Here is a 16214-nt window from a genome sequence, read left to right as displayed (position 1 = left end):
CCACGATGAAGATATTGAAACCAAAAGCATTTTTACTGGCCAGTGTGTTTGCTTTATCAGCATCTCCTGTGTTTGCTGTTGATGGTTGTTGCAGTAGAATGGGAGGGATAAATTATTGTGACTCTTCTGCTGGCCGTCTTGTTTGCAATAATGGTTTCTATTCAACTTGCTATTGCACTCGTCATGCTGTAATGGATTTACAATTTCTTATGGGATGTTGTTTATGGCATGGCGGAGTCTATCCACAATTAAATTCGTCAGGTCTTGTAGTTTGCAATGATGGGTATGTTTCAGAAGAATGCTCATTACAAAAACCTGTAGAACAAATTTCTGTTTATTGATTAGCTCTGAGTTATAGCTGCTGGAGTATGGGTTGATGAAGGAGCAAGATGGTCTTCTTCTACCTCGTTAACTCTGCGCTTTTCAATCAACTCGCCAAAACATAGGGCACTCATCACCATCAACAAATAACCTGCCGTTGAATAGCATAAAATAGTATCGGAAATGGAACCTATACAAAAAGAAAATAAAACGCCTAAAAGAATAGGTCTGGAGCTAGTCAATTGAAACGATGTAATAAACAAACTCGCTAAAAATATAACTAAAAGCCCGAGGCCAATTAACCCTTGCTCCGCTAAAGTCATCCAGTACTGACTGTGTGGGTCCGTCAGCTCTTTACCCCAACTGGGAACAGGAATGTCTCGTGAGTAACTGTATTTAAATCCGCCTGTACCTATTCCAATAAGAGGATGTTGCATCATCAATTGCTTGGCATAATGATGAAACTGCATTCTATAGCCTATCGATGTATTTTTATTGTGTTGCTTTAATAGTTTGATATCCTGGATTAAATCATAAATTCTGGTTTGCATCACGGGGCTATGATGATACACCAAGGCAATAATTCCACTGAAAAGAATAATCCCTGCTAAAGCCTGTTTGAAGTTTAATTTTTGTATCAAAAGCAATAACATCAAAATAAAGTAAACCAAATAACCTGTTCTTCCAGTATTAATAAAAAGTACTTGATAACTGGTTAGCAGCATCATGAAGATATAAATAACTCGTAACCAGCCCGAATTTTGAAAAGCCAGCAATCCTGTTAAATAGGCCGCTAATGCAACCATAAAACCGGTAATAATATGATTATAGAAAACCTCGCCAGGATCTTCTGACACAATAATATTTTTAGCCTTTAAGATGGAAATAACACAAGTAATAAAAATAGCAGCCAAATAGCTATTGATACTCCAAGTCCTTACTTTAGGATTAATAAAACCAGTAGCTAAAATAGGGAGATAAATTAATTTACAATATTTACCAATGACCATCCATTGCATTGAATAAGGAGCGGGGCTCCATAAACTTGCAATAACAACAAAAAGAAACAAACAAAAGGCAGCGCGTCCCCACAACGTATTATAGGCATAAAAAATATGTTTTCTGTATTGTGGAGTAATCAATACCGCAATTAAACTGCAAATAAAACAAACAGATTTTATCGTAGGACTAATCGGAATAAAAAACATAAATAAAATAAAGAAAAAAGGAGCTAATAAAATACCCTTGGCATGCATTATATTTAATCGCACTATTTTTCCTCTTCTATAAGATTTACACCGGGTAATTTATTAATATCCTTGTCTTTATATATTTGCTTGACCCCGCGATAAAAAGCACCTTGCGCCCCAAACACTGCAAATAAAAAACCTGCCTTACCGTCTAAAAATCCTTTCTGTAAAAAAAGACACCTGACAAACATCCATAGGGCACTAAAAAAAGTTTTTACCAATCCAGCATTTTCATTGGACTCTATACGAATTTTGGCACTATAAGAAGAGTATTTGTTAAGTTTGTAAAGTACATGATGTACATCTTGAAAAGAATGATGCCAAATTGGTTTTTTCAGTTTTCCCACCCTCGCATTGGCAGGAATCAATACTTTTTCATGAACGATGTCTTTACTGTAAGAAGCATTCTCTCTTTTAAATAATCGTATATGCCTTTTAGGACTTCCTGAATATTTTAAAACTTGATTATAAAAAATCATTTGTATAGGAATACGAAATGCATCTGCTGTATCCGATGAAATAGCTTGTAATATTTCCTGACGCAATTCCGGACTGACCGATTCATCAGCATCAAGATTTAAAACCCAATCTCCTTTAGCCTTCCGTAAAGCCCTATCTTTTTGGATACCATAGCCTTGCCAATCTGTCGAAAATACTTTATCCGTATATTCCCTGGCTATAGCTAATGTATTATCTGTGCTACCAGAGTCCAATACAATGATTTCATCTGCAAAATGAACGGACTCCAAACACCGCCTTATGTTAGCTTCTTCATTTTTAGTGATAATGATTACGGATAGCATGTGGCTCTACATCAATTCAAAATAAATATTATATCGATAATTAAGCGAGATTGTAACAAGGCAAAAAGGAATAATATTCGTTTAGTAGTAAGCAAAAGTAATTGTGATCATGATTATCTATTATGCAATTAGCATATGAGTCACAATTACTATCTCACTATTACTGTGATTTTTATCTGTACATAACAAAAAATCTGTCATGTACAGAACTAAAGATGGCTACAGTTTAACAAACTCCTTCTCTATGATCATGACTGTCAAAATGTAATTTACCGTCTTTCACTCGCAAAGTGACGTGGCCACCATGCATTAATTTACCAAACAGCAGTTCATCAGCAAGCGGCTTTTTGATGTTTTCCTGAATCAACCTTGCCATAGGCCTGGCTCCCATGGCTTTATCATAACCATGCTCCATCAACCATTCCCTGGCTGACTTATCAACTGTAAAAGTGACACCTTTGTGACTTAATTGTTCATCCAACTCCATAATGAATTTGTCAACGACTAATCCTATAGTCTGTGTATCCAACGGAGCAAAATTGATAATAGCATCCAAACGGTTTCTAAACTCTGGGCTAAATTGCTTTTTAATTACTTCCAACCCATCATTGGTATTATCTTGCGTTGCAAAGCCTATGGAGTTACGAACAATTTCACTTGCTCCTGCATTACTGGTCATTACAAGTATGATATGCCTGAAATCAGCTTGACGACCATTAGTATCGGTTAAAGTACCATGATCCATTATCTGCAACAACAAATTAAAGACATCAGGATGTGCTTTTTCAATTTCATCAAGTAACAGAACAGCATGTGGGTTCTTAGTCACGGCTTCTGTCAATAAACCACCTTGATCGTACCCTACATAGCCAGGAGGCGCTCCAATCAAACGAGAAACAGTGTGTTTTTCCATGTACTCTGACATATCAAAACGTAACAACTCTATACCTAACACATTAGCCAGCTGCCTTGTTACTTCTGTCTTTCCTACACCAGTTGGTCCGGCAAACAAGAAACAGCCTACTGGCTTCTGAGGTTCTCTAAGTCCGGATCTACCCAATTTGATAGCTGAAGCCAGCGCAGTAATTGCCTGGTCTTGACCATACACTAATAATTTTAAATCACGTTCCAGGTTACGCAGCGTATCTTTGTCGCGTGCAGATACCTTTTTGATTGGGATACGAGCAATTTTTGCGACAACACTCTCTATTTCAGTCACGCTGATAATTTTTTTACGTTTATTGGCCGTCAATAAATTCTGATAAGCGCCTGCTTCATCCACCACATCAATCGCTTTGTCAGGCAAAAACCGATCATTGATGTATTTTGCAGATAACTCTGCTGCCGCTTTTAATGAAGGAATTGAAAATTTTACTCCATGGTGAGCTTCCAATTTGCCTTTTAATCCTTTTAATATTTCAAAAGTTTCATCGACCGTTGGTTCTGAAATATCAATTTTTTGGAATCGTCTTGCCAAAGCTCTGTCTTTTTCAAATATTCCACGATATTCCTGATAGGTCGTTGAGCCAATACATTTCAATTCACCATTTGCCAATAATGGTTTAATCAGGTTGGAAGCGTCCATGACACCTCCAGATGCAGCACCTGCACCAATAATGGTGTGAATTTCATCTATAAATAAAATGGCTCCTTCTTGCTGACCTAACTGTTTCAGTACAGCCTTCAAGCGTTTTTCAAAATCCCCTCTGTATTTTGTTCCAGCCAATAGCGCACCCAAATCAAGCGAGTAGACAACGCAGCCTCTTATGGAATCTGGAATTTCACCATCCACTATGCGTCTGGCCAAACCTTCTGCGATAGCCGTTTTACCTACACCTGCCTCGCCAACTAATAAAGGATTATTTTTACGACGTCTGCAAAGCACTTGAATGGTTCTTTGTATTTCTTCATGACGTCCTATTAGTGGATCTATCTTGCCTTGTTTTGCACGTCTATTAAGATTGGTGCAATAACTATCGAGCGGAGATTCATTACCCTCAGGAGTCATCATATCTTCGTCCATAGAGGAATTCATGTTTTCATGCATATCGTTATTTTGATATTTTGATACTCCATGAGAAATATAATTAATAACATCAAGGCGGGTAATGTTCTCACGTCGTAAAAAATACACAGCCTGACTTTCTTGCTCACTAAAAATTGCAGCTAATACATTAGCTCCAGTGACTTCAGTTTTACCTGCTGATTGCACATGAAATACTGCACGCTGTAAAACCCTTTGGAAACCTAATGTTGGTTGAGTTTCCCTGTCCAGTTCATCTTCAGGAATTCTTGGGGTTGTTTCATCAATGAATTCGATTAAATCACGGCGTAATGCCTCGATGTTCGCATCACAAGCCTGTAATACATTTCCTGCTGCTGGATTATCAAGCAAAGACAACAGCAAATGTTCAACAGTCATGAACTCATGACGCTTTTCTTTTGCTTCCTTGAAAGCTAGATTCAAGGTGAATTCTAGTTCTTTATTTAACATTGTCATTGCTCCTTACCAACCCACCACCAGTTTACTCCGGTTCCATACTAGATAATAATGGATGTTGATTCATTCTGGCGTATTCATTTACCAGGGCGACTTTTGTTTCTGCTATGTCTCTTGTAAACACCCCGCAAACCCCCTTCCCTTGAAAATGAACCTGTAACATCACCTGAATCGCAATCTCCTCATTTAAGTGAAAAAAGTGCTTCAGTACCTCTACCACAAAATCCATTGGCGTATAGTCATCATTGAGCAATAAAACCTTATACTTCCTTGGCCGTTTAATAGCTGTGCTAATTTCTGTGCTAAGCTCTGTATCAGCTATCCCGGTTTGTATGATTTCCTCTAAATTTTGCCTGCTCATAACTAACAACCTCTTACTATTTTTATAGACTCCCTACACGCATTTGGCCAGTAAATTTAGCTAATTTTAATGAAAAATTTAGTCATTGAAATAATCAATAGCATAGTGATTAGATACGATTCACTCAAATGTGTACTATTTGTTACTTACCACTAAGTTTTTCTTAAGAGATTGAGCCACCGCTAATCAGTGGCGTTGCATCACAATTACCATGTATAAAGTTTCTACTCAATTCCCATGAACTCGTAAGATTGATAAACCTAATGGTTAAAGATACTACCAATAATCTTGAAAGGATAATCCCAGTCTTTCATGAACAACATATTGACACTCAGTAAAGCTATAGACACTGAATGGTCAATATGCATTGTTCAGAAAGAACATGTGATAATTCCTCGGTTTACATATGCTTAATCATGGCGTCTGCAAAACCAGAGCTGCTTACTAACGTTGCTCCTTGCATGCCACGTTCAAAATCATAAGTTACAGTTTTCGCTTCTATCGCGCCTTCCATACCTCTGATAATCAAATCAGCCGCTTCATACCACCCCATATGACGTAACATCATTTCAGCCGAAAGAATAATAGAACCAGGGTTCACTTTATTCTGACCAGCGTATTTAGGCGCTGTTCCGTGAGTTGCTTCAAACACAGCCATTTGATCACTAATGTTCGCTCCAGGTGCTATACCTATTCCACCAACCTGAGCAGCCAACGCATCAGAAATATAATCACCATTCAAATTTAATGTAGCAATGACACTATAGTCTTCGGGTCTTAACAGGATTTGTTGCAAAAAGGCATCCGCGATCACATCATTAATGATAATCTGCTTACCGGTTTTAGGATTCTTAAATTCCAACCATGGCCCACCCTGGTATTCTTTTGCACCAAAAGAGTCACGGGCAACCTGATACCCCCAATCTTTAAAAGCCCCTTCAGTAAACTTCATGATATTGCCTTTGTGTACCAAAGTCACTGTACTGCGGTCATTGTCTATAGCATACTGAATTGCCGCTTTGACAAGTCGAGTAGTACCTTCTTTGGAAACAGGCTTTACACCAATACCACAATGCTCAGGGAATCGAATTTTCTTGACACCCATTTCCTGAGTTAAAAATTGAATCACTTTTTTAGCTTCTGGAGTATCTGCCTGCCACTCAATACCAGCATAAATATCTTCAGAATTTTCCCTGAAAATAACCATATCGGTTTTCCATGGTTCCCGGACTGGACTTGGAACACCATTAAAATAACGAATTGGACGTAAACAAACATAGAGATCCATGTCCTGGCGAATAGCCACATTCAATGAACGTATACCACCACCAACGGGGGTAGTTAAAGGGCCTTTAATTGAAACCACGTATTTTTTCATGGCATCCAGAGTCTCTTTGGGAAGCCACTGATCGCCACCATAAACCTTAGTAGCCTTTTCCCCAGCATAAACTTCCATCCAGGCAATTTTTCTCTTGTTGCCATATGCTTTTTGAACTGCAGCATCAACAACACGGATCATGGGAGGTGTTACATCAACTCCAATACCATCACCCTCAATAAAAGGAATAATTGGATTATCAGGAACACGAAGTGAAAGGTCAGCAGCAACAGTAATAGCTTCGCCTTGAGCAGGCACTTTGATTTTATCGTATGTCATTGACGACTCCATAAATTTAGAGAAATTAATGATAGCATGTGATAATCAGGTTTCCCAAATATCAATTACGACTATTAATTATTTTTAGCTAAGTTAGCTCAGATTGGAACTAGGCATGAAGCAACATCTTAATTTGTTCTGCCAACTGATCGTAACCGGCTTCAACGTTAATATAATCACGCTTAGCGAGATAGACTGATAAAGATCCATCATCTGTAGCCGAAGGTTTTTGCAAAACACCATTAAAACCCTGCATTTTTAAACGTAAATAATCACTTAATTTAGTGACCAGATAAAAGTTTCTAAAATAATTGTCAGGATTCATATATAAAGCTTTTGCATCCTTGGCAAGTTCATGTCCTGGTAAATAATCTTTTAAGGAATAGGATGAGTTATTATGAACAGCGATTACTTTACCCTCTGGTAGTAAGGCCTTAATTTTGTCTGCAAGTTTCTTCACTTCCTGATGCGCTTCAGGAGTATAGTAACTGTATTGTGCCAAAGTTTTTTTGATCCCTTTATCAGTAAAAATGCGGTTGGGGTCAAATTCATAACGTTGGTTATTTAAGTGGAATACTATATTTCGACCGCCGGAATGAATAAGCGTAATCAGACTTCCACCCTCTTTTCTAATGACAGCTTTTGCAGCTTTTAATGCAGTTTGTTCATTGTGGTGTACATGAACAAAGGTCTTGCCTTGACCTTTGGTTTGTTGAATTATTACAGGCTCATCCCCGACCATAACTCTATGATTCACTGCACAACTTGTTTGAGCGATAATTGCCATAACAACCAATACCCATTTCATGAATAAGAGTCACCGTAACGAATAAAATTGTGTAATTGTATAGTGATTGGCCATAAAAAATCAATCTTGGTTTAAATTACAATCAACAGGAAACGGCTAAATGATGCAATAAAGCGGTTGCTGTCAATAACCAAAAAATTTATCATTAATTTCCACTATCAAAGCAATCACAAAATGCCACAATTAATACTTTTTAATAAACCTTATGGAATCCTGACTCAATTTACTGGCGAATTACCCGAACAAACTCTCTCGGCATTTATTACATTTCCAGGTTTTTATGCGGCTGGACGTCTGGACAAACAAAGTGAAGGTTTGCTTATCTTAACTGACGATGGAAAACTACAACACCGGTTAAGCCATCCTAAATTTGAAAAGAAGAAACATTACTGGGTTCAAGTCGAGGGGGTCCCCACAGACAAAGATCTACAACCTTTAAGAAAAGGCCTGGTAATCAAAGACATTACTTTTTTACCCGCCGAAGCCAAGTTGATTTCAGAACCAAAAATCTGGCCACGAATTCCACCAATAAGAGAAAGGAAAAATATACCAACCACCTGGCTGGAAATTATTTTAAGAGAAGGAAAAAATCATCAAATAAGAAAAATGACTGCCGCTATTGGTTTTCCTACTTTACGTTTAATCAGACACCGGATTGGTGATTGGCAGTTAGATGAACTTAAGCCTGGGGAATATAAGCTCATCAACCTGATTAACGATAAACAGAGCGAATCAACAAAGAAGAATCACCCAAAACTCGGATCCAGGGCCAAATAATCATCCCCAAAATGGCACTTGTCACAGGCATTACCAGGTTATAATTAAACCCTAACAGAGCATCAATAAATAAAATAATCGATTGATATAGAAAACAAAAGAACCCTACCAGGCAAACTTGCTGGATTAGCGAGAAAAACTGAACTCGCCTGGATTTAGTTGACGCTATCCAGGTTACCAATAGCAATGCGAATGAATGCTCACCGATCACGGTTGATAAGAGTACATCCAGTAATAAGCCAGCTATCAACAGAGCGGTTAGTTTAAATTTACCTGGTAAATAATATTCAATATACAAAACTAATAATAACACCCAAGGAGGTCGAAAAATTGAGATTAACTCAGGCATCGGCAGTATTGATAAAGCAAGCGCCGCGACAAACCCCAATCCTAAACGAATATGAAGCGCACTCATGCTGTAGTCTCCTCAGCATTCAATCGCTCATTAATTTGAGCAGTTAACTCTTCTTGTTCACTATCAGGCCAAATCAATAACACCAACCTGTTGCGATTCAATAATGCAACAGGACTCACTGTGACTTTGACAAAATCTTCACCGGGAATACTCTTAACTTCCTCAACACGGCCCACAGGGTAACCCTCAGGATATCTTCTGCCTAAACCGGACGTTACTAGCACATCACCTGGGTGAATAGAAGACGTTTTCGGTAAATTAATCAAAGATAGCTCTTCAATATCATTGGTACCTACAAGAATTGCGCGCTCTCCGGTTCGATTATTTCTTACTGGCACAGCACTCTTTGAATCTGAAATCAGCAATAAAGTACTTGTCATCGGTCCTACATCAATAACCTGCCCCATCACTCCCTTGGCATCCAGCACTGGTTGTCCCACGTAGACACCATCACGTGTGCCCTTGTTTAAGACGACAACCTGCCTTGCCTGGCTTGTATCAACAGCAAGTATCTGGGCAGCCATGACTCTCATATCAGCCTTGGATGAAGTCAATAATAATTCTTTTAATTGCGAATTTTCCCTTTGGATAACGATTAATTTTTGCAATTCAGCTTCCAACATTGTTTGCTTGTATTTTAAACGCATATTTTCATCTATCAGTGCCTTTTTGGCGCTAACCAATGACTGAACCCAGCCTATGACTCGAACAGGATAATCTACTGCATATTGCAAGGGGGAAACTATTAGTGAAAAACCGCTGCGAACAAAATCCAGGTATCGATAATTATAATCAGAAAACATCAGAAGAATAGAAAAAACAAGGGCAAACACAAATCCTAGAGAACTGTGTCCGCCCTTGGCAAATAATCTATTGTGTTTATTATTCTGTTGAGAGGAAATCACCGCCGCGCAAATCCATGGTTTCTAAAGCCTTACCACCACCACGCGCAACGCAGGTTAATGGATCTTCAGCTATTAATACGGGTAATCCAGTTTCTTCCATCAACAAGGTGTCTATATTTTTCAACAGAGCGCCTCCGCCTGTTAAAACCATACCTCTTTCAGCAATATCTGCAGCCAACTCAGGCGGAGCAAGCTCCAAAGCAGCTCGAACCGCACCAACTATCCCTGATAGAGGTTCCTGTAGTGCTTCCAGGATTTCAGCGCTTGTTAAAGTAAAGCTACGTGGTACACCTTCCGCAAGATTTCTACCCCGTACCTCGATCTCAAATAAATCCCGGCTTGGGAAAGCCGAACCAATTTCATGCTTAATGCGTTCAGCAGTTGTTTCTCCGATGAGAGTACCATAATTACGGCGTACGTAGGATACGATTGCGTCATCAAATTTATCGCCACCAATACGTACTGATTGATGATAAACGATTCCACTTAGTGAAATAATCGCGACTTCTGTGGTACCACCGCCTATATCAACCACCATTGAACCACTGGCTTCCTCAACAGGCATTCCGGAACCTAATGCCGCAGCCATAGGCTCTTCAATAAGGAAAACTTCTCGAGCACCAGCACCCATTGCAGATTCACGAATTGCTCTGCGTTCCACTTGTGTAGAACCACAAGGAACACAGACCAAAACTCGTGGACTGGGTCGTAAAAATTTATTTTCATGCACTTTGTGTATAAAGTGCTGCAGCATTTTCTCGGTGACAAAAAAGTCAGCAATAACCCCATCTTTCATGGGTCTTATCGCATTAATATTTCCAGGGGTTCTTCCCAACATGCGTTTGGCTTCAAGACCAACAGCGGCGACACGCTTCTGGCCTGATTCATTACGCAATGCCACTACAGAAGGTTCATTGAGAACAATCCCCTTATCTCTTACGTAAATCAATGTATTAGCTGTTCCCAAATCGATTGACAAATCGCTAGAAAACACGCCTCTTAATTTCCTGAACATACGCAGTACTACCCCGTTGTTTTTTTGATTGCTACTTTATCCTATATTTGGATAAAAATCGACAGTTGCTGCATAAGAATTTTATACACCAGACAACTGCTTTTAACCGGATCCCATAGTAAAAGCAATGCTTTCATATGGGATCAATCTCATTTGCTTTATAAAACATGATTTACGTTTTATATTGCATGTGAATTAATTAATAACGAAAATTTCTTTCAGTTTTTCTCTATTTTTATCTACAAAACGCTGCCCTATACCCTTGACTTCCGCAAGCTCTTCCAGAGATTTAAACCCTTGATGATTCTCTCTATAAGCAATAATAGCTTCAGCCCGTTTTTTTCCTATCCCTTTAAAAGAGCCTGTTAAAGAATGCACATCCGCTGTATTAAGATTAATCTTGCCCTTAACAAGGACTTGTTTAGCTGGAGTTTTTTGAGGCTCGTTCTCAGCTTGAGAAGAGAAAGGGATAACAATAATTGATAACAAAATAGCAATGAGTCTTGCTTTCATAAATTTCTCCTAATTGTTGGACTATACGGCTCGTTCCAGAGCCGCGAGCGAGTATCTCAATTTTTCAAACAAGAGTCTAGCCAATTTCAAATTATTTTTTCTGTGAAAAACTATAAAGAACGTACGAGACACATGAGGTGAGTTTTTTTACCATGTCCAAATGCAGGAACTCGTTCGGGCCATGGGCATTGGAATGGGGGCCTAAAACACCAGTTATCATAAATTGTGCTTTGGGAAATTGCTCGCCTAGCATACTCATAAATGGAATGGTGCCCCCTTCTCCCATGTAGGCAGCAGGTTTATCATAATAAGTCATTGATGCTTCAGATGCCGCTTTCGCTAACCAATCAGAAAGCAAAGGAGCATTCCATCCCTTGGAACCCCCATTTTGTATTTTAAAATCAACCTTTGCATTGTAGGGAGGGTTTTGGGTCAGGGCTTTTTCCATGGCAAAAGACGCTGCTTCCGGATCAACCAGTGGTGGAAGACGCATGGATAATTTCAAAGACGTAACAGGGCGCATTACGTTCCCTGCATCAGCTATCGCTGGAAACCCATCTGCACCAGTCACCGTCAAGGCAGGTCGCCATGTTCTGTTTAATATTAATTGCTGTTTGTCTTGAATAACGGGTTTGGCAGAATCTATCCATGGGAATTCGCTATAAACTTGCTCACCTAGAATTTCCGCACATTGTTTCGCTTGTTTTATTCTCTCATCAGGAATATCACAATACAACTGAGGTAATTTTATCTCTCCGGTGTTTTCGTCCTCTATCCTGCTGATCAATTGCCGAGCTACTCTGAAACTGTCTGCCACTATACCACTGGCACTCCCCGAATGAACCCCCTCATTAATTAATTCAACAGTTAACTTACCAACCAAATTACCGCGTAATGACGTAGTCATCCATAACTGCTCATAATTACCTGCTCCGGAATCAAGACAAATAACCAATGATGGTTTACCAATACGCTCTTTTAGCAACTCAATATAAAAAGGCAAATCGTAACTGCCACTTTCCTCACACGCCTCGATGATTAATATACAACGAGGATATGGCAAACCTTGCTGTTCCAATGCGCGAATAGCCGTAAGTGATGCATAAGCAGAATATCCATCATCTGCCCCTCCTCTTCCGTATAACAATCCATTTTTCAATACCGGTTTCCATGGATGTAAATCGTCACTCCAGCCTGACATCTCAGGTTGCTTATCCAAGTGCCCATAAAGCAACACAGTGTCATCAATTTGGCCTGGAATTTCCATAAATAGTAATGGAGTCCTATTTTTCAGGCGAACAATTTCCAGCGTCATTCCTTTGGGAGCATGCGACTTACACCAATTGGCAATGTGATTAACTGCCTGCTCCATATAACCATGTTCTTCCCATTTTGCATCAAAGTGAGGAGATTTATTAGGGATTTTTATGTAGTCACATAAACTTGGCAATATCTCTTCTTGCCACTGTTGGCATATGTAATCATACAATCCTTGGGGTTTGAACATGTGCTTGCTCCTTGATAATTGCCACAATCTTATCAGTGGCAGACTCAATTTTTAATGCTTTGATTTTATTATCTATTTCATCTTTTTTTCGCATTACTTCCTGTACTGCCTGTAATAGAACATCAGCTTTCAATAACTCGTCCTGAATCACAACGCTTATTCCCAATCCCTGGAAGTACCTTGCATTCTGAATTTGATCTCCTCTGCTTACTTGCGAAGAGATTGGAATTAAGATATGTGGTTTTCCTAATGCTAATATTTCATACAAAGAATTAGCTCCTGCTCGAGAAATCACCACAGAAGAAGCAGCGAACAGATCAGCCAACTCTTCATTGGCGTATTCAAATTGGCAATATCCCTCCACGCCAACCAACGAAGAATCAAGTTTTCCTTTGCCACAAAGATGAATAACTTGAAATTCTGTTGTCAATTGTTTCAATGCGCTTCGAATACAACTGTTAATTGAACCAGCCCCTAAGCTTCCTCCCACTACAAGCAGGCAAGGTTTGGAGGAATTAAATCCGCATAACTCCAATCCTTTCATTCGATTTCCAGTTAATAGCTGTTGACGAATTGGAGTACCCGTCACTTCTATTTTATCCTGACGCTTAAAGTATTTTTTGCCAGCATCAAAAGTAAGGCATATTTTATTGACGAAAGGAAAGGATAGGCGATTCGCAAGTCCCGGACTCATATCAGACTCATGAGCGACAACAGGAATTCGATTTAACCAGGCGCCTACAACCACAGGAAAGGCTACAAAGCCACCTTTTGAAAAAACCACATCGGGTTTGATTTTATAAAATAGCAAAGAAGATTGAATAATTCCCAGAACAATTTTGAAAGGATCAAGCAAGTTCTTCAAACTAAAATACCTGCGCAATTTACCACTACTGACTCCATGAAAAGGAATGTCCAGCGGCTCAATCATCTCCTTTTCAATTCCGGAAACAGAGCCGATATATTCTACATTCCAGCCTTCTTTTCGAAATTCCTTAATCAAAGCGATATTAGGCGTTACATGTCCGGCAGTACCTCCCCCGGTAAAAACAATACTTGGGCTCATAATGTTTCCCTAATCAATAAGCTCAAATCAATTGCTTGAATTGATTTGGTGATGGATCCAACTGAAATAAAATCCACTCCGGTTTGAGCAATGTCTGCAATATTATTGATATTAATGCCGCCAGAAGCTTCCAATTCACAGTACTTGGGATGATTCATTTTGACTGCTTGCTCAAGCATATCTTGAGTAAAATTATCCAATAATATCCTGTCAGGGTGAGCATCCAAAGCCTCTTGCAACTCCTCAAGGGTTTCCACTTCAATCTCAACCAGTAAGTGTTTATCGGTTTTCCTTGCCAGATTGATAGCATGAGCAACTGAACCACAGGCTTTGATATGATTTTCTTTGATTAGAAACGCATCATAAAGTCCCATACGATGATTTAACCCACCACCACAATGGACAGCGTATTTTTGCGCTAACCGAAGTCCTGGAATTGTTTTGCGTGTGTCTAACAGCTTTGCCTTGGTACCTTTTAATTTCTGAACATAGTGATAAGTTTGTGTTGCAGTAGCTGAAAGGGTTTGCAAAAAATTTAACGCAGTACGCTCTGCCGTTAAAATACTACTGGCAGTACCATGAATAATACATAAAGTAGCCGGCGTGCTTAAAAAATCTCCTTCAGAAACCCGCCACTCCATTTCAACTGTATTATCAACTTGCTTAAAAACCTCATTTACCCAGGGCTGCCCACAAACAAGCATAGGTTCTCTTGATATAATTTCTGCTTCTACAATCAGCTGCTGAGGCAACAAAGCCGCAGTAACATCACCGTTGCCCACGTCCTCTTGCAGAGCACGTTTTACATCAAATGTAACTTGCGATAAAACATTATTCATGCATTCCTATCCTCTTTTGGTCTGGCATATCGCATCTTTAATAAAGGTGGCGCAATAAAGGTTGTGATCATGATCATCAATACAATTGCGGTAAACAGATTATCACTTATTACGCCTATAGTTCTGCCAATAGAAGCAAAAACCAAACCTACCTCTCCACGAGGCAGCATTCCTATACCAATGAGCAGCCTATCATCCCGTCGATTAGCGCCTAAGCCACTAAGCAGCTTGCCAAGAATAGCCGCTACTGATAAGCCTCCCGCTAAAACAATGACATTCCAATCATAAAAAGTTTCTAACTTAACCTGTATCCCAATGAGAGTAAAAAACATAGGAGCCAATATAGTTTCCAAGGGAGATACCAAATGATGAATACTGCGATGATCTTTATGATGGTCTTTTTGCTCTCCAAAATAGTCGTCGTGCAAAATGACACCCGCAGCAAAAGCACCAATTATAGCCGCCAACTGTATAAATGAAGCCAACCAGGCTAATGCCATAATAAAAAGGAATGAGATAAATAATTTGGACTCCCAAGGCTCCAGAAAACGAAATAAATCGACTGCCTTACGAAGTATAAAAGGCCCTATAAACAAGGTACCAATAAAAAATAGCAGCGCTAAAATGATAATCTTCATTACCACCATGATGCTTACAGCACCACTAATAACGATACTGCTGACTACCGCCAAAATAATCAGGCCTAAAATATCATCCAAAGTAGCCGCGCCAAGAATTGTTCTTGCTTCTCGTGTACTCAGTTTATTCATCTCTTTAAGAACACTTGCTGTAATACCAATACTGGTCGCACTCAAGGTAGCACCGATAAATAAATTAATCTTGTAATTTGAGTTGGGTATGATAAAACAAGCCACTGCAAATCCTAAAATCATTGGCGCAACGATACCGATCACCGCAACGAGAATGGATTCTTTGCCAGTTTTCTTTAAATCAGAAAGAGACGTCTCAAGCCCAACCATAAACAGAAGAAATATGACGCCATAACGTGAAAAAATATCAACAACATAGGCAATCTTAAGATATTCCGTTCCCTCTGCCCCACTTAAGGCATGAATGACCTGGTTAGCATAATAGGAATTATGGATAACATCAGTTACCGCCTGATTTAAAGAAATTCCTGCTAACATTTCTTTGACAACATCATAAATGGCAGACCCTTCGCGAAGAATTACCACTAATTCACTTCCGAAAAAGTAAGAGAGATTCCCAACTATCATCCCTATCAGTAATTCACCAAGAACGCCAGGTTGATTAAGGAGCCTGGCTAAATAACGACCAACAATAGCTAAAAATAAAATAGTAGTGACACCCAGAAGAACAGAGGTGACTGGATCTGAATGCTCTCCCCCCTCAGATGCAAAAGTAATAGCAGGAATGAAAAAGACTAAAAGAAACCACCATTTTGAATTACTCATACCGCTTTATCCTATAAGCTTAATAAGCTGCTTACTCCCAA

The 16214-nt window shown here is 39.2% G+C and carries 16 protein-coding genes; 2 read left to right on the top strand and 14 right to left on the bottom strand.

Annotated elements, in window-relative coordinates; genetic code table 11:
* Positions 1-5 precede the first annotated feature (5 nt).
* Complete coding sequence (locus CC34_RS0102960) at positions 6-341, top strand: hypothetical protein (protein ID WP_028377920.1); 336 nt, start codon at positions 6-8, stop codon at positions 339-341.
* Here the strand turns inward: CC34_RS0102960 and CC34_RS0102955 are convergent, their stop codons facing one another.
* The 6 genes from CC34_RS0102955 to CC34_RS0102930 form a co-directional block, all read right to left on the bottom strand.
* Positions 342-1592, bottom strand: coding sequence for an O-antigen ligase family protein (locus CC34_RS0102955; RefSeq protein WP_028377919.1), 1251 nt, complete (start codon positions 1590-1592; stop codon positions 342-344). It lies immediately after the preceding gene.
* Positions 1592-2374, bottom strand: coding sequence for a glycosyltransferase family 2 protein (locus CC34_RS0102950; RefSeq protein ID WP_028377918.1), 783 nt, complete (start codon positions 2372-2374; stop codon positions 1592-1594). The genes CC34_RS0102955 and CC34_RS0102950 overlap by 1 nt, the downstream gene beginning before the upstream one ends.
* Positions 2375-2600: 226 nt before the next feature.
* The gene (clpA, locus tag CC34_RS0102945) at positions 2601-4868 is read right to left on the bottom strand and encodes an ATP-dependent Clp protease ATP-binding subunit ClpA (protein WP_028377917.1); all 2268 of its coding nucleotides are present in this window, start codon (positions 4866-4868) and stop codon (positions 2601-2603) included.
* Positions 4869-4899: 31 nt separating this feature from the next.
* Entirely contained in the window at positions 4900-5235 is a 336-nt protein-coding gene (clpS, locus tag CC34_RS0102940; RefSeq protein WP_027221175.1) for an ATP-dependent Clp protease adapter ClpS, read from the bottom strand.
* Between the two features lie 400 nt (positions 5236-5635).
* Positions 5636-6904 carry an NADP-dependent isocitrate dehydrogenase gene (icd, locus tag CC34_RS0102935; RefSeq protein WP_202622759.1) on the bottom strand — a complete coding sequence of 423 codons (1269 nt, stop codon included), beginning with the start codon at positions 6902-6904 and terminating at the stop codon, positions 5636-5638.
* Positions 6905-7001: 97 nt separating this feature from the next.
* Complete coding sequence (locus CC34_RS0102930) at positions 7002-7700, bottom strand: hypothetical protein (protein WP_028377915.1); 699 nt, start codon at positions 7698-7700, stop codon at positions 7002-7004.
* Between the two features lie 174 nt (positions 7701-7874).
* Here CC34_RS0102930 and CC34_RS0102925 point away from each other — a divergent pair, with 174 nt between their 5' ends.
* Positions 7875-8477, top strand: a complete 603-nt coding sequence (locus tag CC34_RS0102925; protein ID WP_028377914.1) for a pseudouridine synthase — start codon at positions 7875-7877, stop codon at positions 8475-8477.
* Here CC34_RS0102925 and mreD read toward each other — a convergent pair.
* The 8 genes from mreD to CC34_RS0102885 all read right to left on the bottom strand — a co-directional run bounded on the left by mreD (position 8413) and on the right by CC34_RS0102885 (position 16173).
* On the bottom strand, positions 8413-8892 hold the full coding sequence (gene mreD / locus CC34_RS0102920) for a rod shape-determining protein MreD (RefSeq protein WP_028377913.1): 480 nt from the start codon (positions 8890-8892) through the stop codon (positions 8413-8415). The genes CC34_RS0102925 and mreD overlap by 65 nt on opposite strands.
* The gene (gene mreC, locus CC34_RS0102915) at positions 8889-9797 is read right to left on the bottom strand and encodes a rod shape-determining protein MreC (protein ID WP_028377912.1); all 909 of its coding nucleotides are present in this window, start codon (positions 9795-9797) and stop codon (positions 8889-8891) included. The genes mreD and mreC overlap by 4 nt, the downstream gene beginning before the upstream one ends.
* A complete protein-coding gene (locus tag CC34_RS0102910) occupies positions 9775-10812 on the bottom strand; it encodes a rod shape-determining protein (RefSeq protein WP_011213320.1) in 1038 nt (345 codons plus the stop codon). Before CC34_RS0102910 ends, mreC begins: the two co-directional genes overlap by 23 nt.
* Positions 10813-11007: 195 nt before the next feature.
* A complete protein-coding gene (locus tag CC34_RS0102905; RefSeq protein WP_011215002.1) occupies positions 11008-11325 on the bottom strand; it encodes a ComEA family DNA-binding protein in 318 nt (105 codons plus the stop codon).
* A 91-nt stretch (positions 11326-11416) separates the two neighbouring features.
* A complete protein-coding gene (locus tag CC34_RS0102900) occupies positions 11417-12832 on the bottom strand; it encodes a M20 family metallopeptidase (protein WP_027225212.1) in 1416 nt (471 codons plus the stop codon).
* Positions 12807-13898 (bottom strand): undecaprenyldiphospho-muramoylpentapeptide beta-N-acetylglucosaminyltransferase, encoded by a 1092-nt coding sequence (locus CC34_RS0102895; RefSeq protein ID WP_027225213.1) that lies wholly within the window; start codon positions 13896-13898, stop codon positions 12807-12809. The genes CC34_RS0102900 and CC34_RS0102895 overlap by 26 nt, the downstream gene beginning before the upstream one ends.
* Positions 13895-14737: a carboxylating nicotinate-nucleotide diphosphorylase gene (gene nadC / locus CC34_RS0102890; RefSeq protein ID WP_014841212.1), complete on the bottom strand. Its 843-nt coding sequence runs from the start codon at positions 14735-14737 to the stop codon at positions 13895-13897. The genes CC34_RS0102895 and nadC overlap by 4 nt, the downstream gene beginning before the upstream one ends.
* Positions 14734-16173 (bottom strand): cation:proton antiporter, encoded by a 1440-nt coding sequence (locus CC34_RS0102885; RefSeq protein WP_027225214.1) that lies wholly within the window; start codon positions 16171-16173, stop codon positions 14734-14736. Before CC34_RS0102885 ends, nadC begins: the two co-directional genes overlap by 4 nt.
* Positions 16174-16214: the final 41 nt, after the last annotated feature.

The sequence above is a fragment of the Legionella pneumophila subsp. fraseri genome (assembly GCF_000586315.1).
Classification (GTDB): Bacteria; Pseudomonadota; Gammaproteobacteria; order Legionellales; family Legionellaceae; genus Legionella; species Legionella pneumophila_B.
This window is presented reverse-complemented; position numbering and strand designations above follow the sequence as displayed.

Excerpts from the sequence above, each read along its gene's own strand:
- CC34_RS0102960 (WP_028377920.1), top strand. The coding sequence starts at position 6 with ATGAAGATATTGAAACCAAAAGCATTTTTACTGGCCAGTGTGTTTGCT.
- CC34_RS0102950 (WP_028377918.1), bottom strand. The coding sequence starts at position 2,374 with ATGCTATCCGTAATCATTATCACTAAAAATGAAGAAGCTAACATAAGG.
- clpA (WP_028377917.1), bottom strand. The coding sequence starts at position 4,868 with ATGTTAAATAAAGAACTAGAATTCACCTTGAATCTAGCTTTCAAGGAA.
- clpS (WP_027221175.1), bottom strand. The coding sequence starts at position 5,235 with ATGAGCAGGCAAAATTTAGAGGAAATCATACAAACCGGGATAGCTGAT.
- icd (WP_202622759.1), bottom strand. The coding sequence starts at position 6,904 with ATGGAGTCGTCAATGACATACGATAAAATCAAAGTGCCTGCTCAAGGC.
- CC34_RS0102930 (WP_028377915.1), bottom strand. The coding sequence starts at position 7,700 with ATGAAATGGGTATTGGTTGTTATGGCAATTATCGCTCAAACAAGTTGT.
- CC34_RS0102925 (WP_028377914.1), top strand. The coding sequence starts at position 7,875 with ATGCCACAATTAATACTTTTTAATAAACCTTATGGAATCCTGACTCAA.
- mreD (WP_028377913.1), bottom strand. The coding sequence starts at position 8,892 with ATGAGTGCGCTTCATATTCGTTTAGGATTGGGGTTTGTCGCGGCGCTT.
- CC34_RS0102910 (WP_011213320.1), bottom strand. The coding sequence starts at position 10,812 with ATGTTCAGGAAATTAAGAGGCGTGTTTTCTAGCGATTTGTCAATCGAT.
- CC34_RS0102905 (WP_011215002.1), bottom strand. The coding sequence starts at position 11,325 with ATGAAAGCAAGACTCATTGCTATTTTGTTATCAATTATTGTTATCCCT.
- CC34_RS0102900 (WP_027225212.1), bottom strand. The coding sequence starts at position 12,832 with ATGTTCAAACCCCAAGGATTGTATGATTACATATGCCAACAGTGGCAA.
- CC34_RS0102895 (WP_027225213.1), bottom strand. The coding sequence starts at position 13,898 with ATGAGCCCAAGTATTGTTTTTACCGGGGGAGGTACTGCCGGACATGTA.
- nadC (WP_014841212.1), bottom strand. The coding sequence starts at position 14,737 with ATGAATAATGTTTTATCGCAAGTTACATTTGATGTAAAACGTGCTCTG.
- CC34_RS0102885 (WP_027225214.1), bottom strand. The coding sequence starts at position 16,173 with ATGAGTAATTCAAAATGGTGGTTTCTTTTAGTCTTTTTCATTCCTGCT.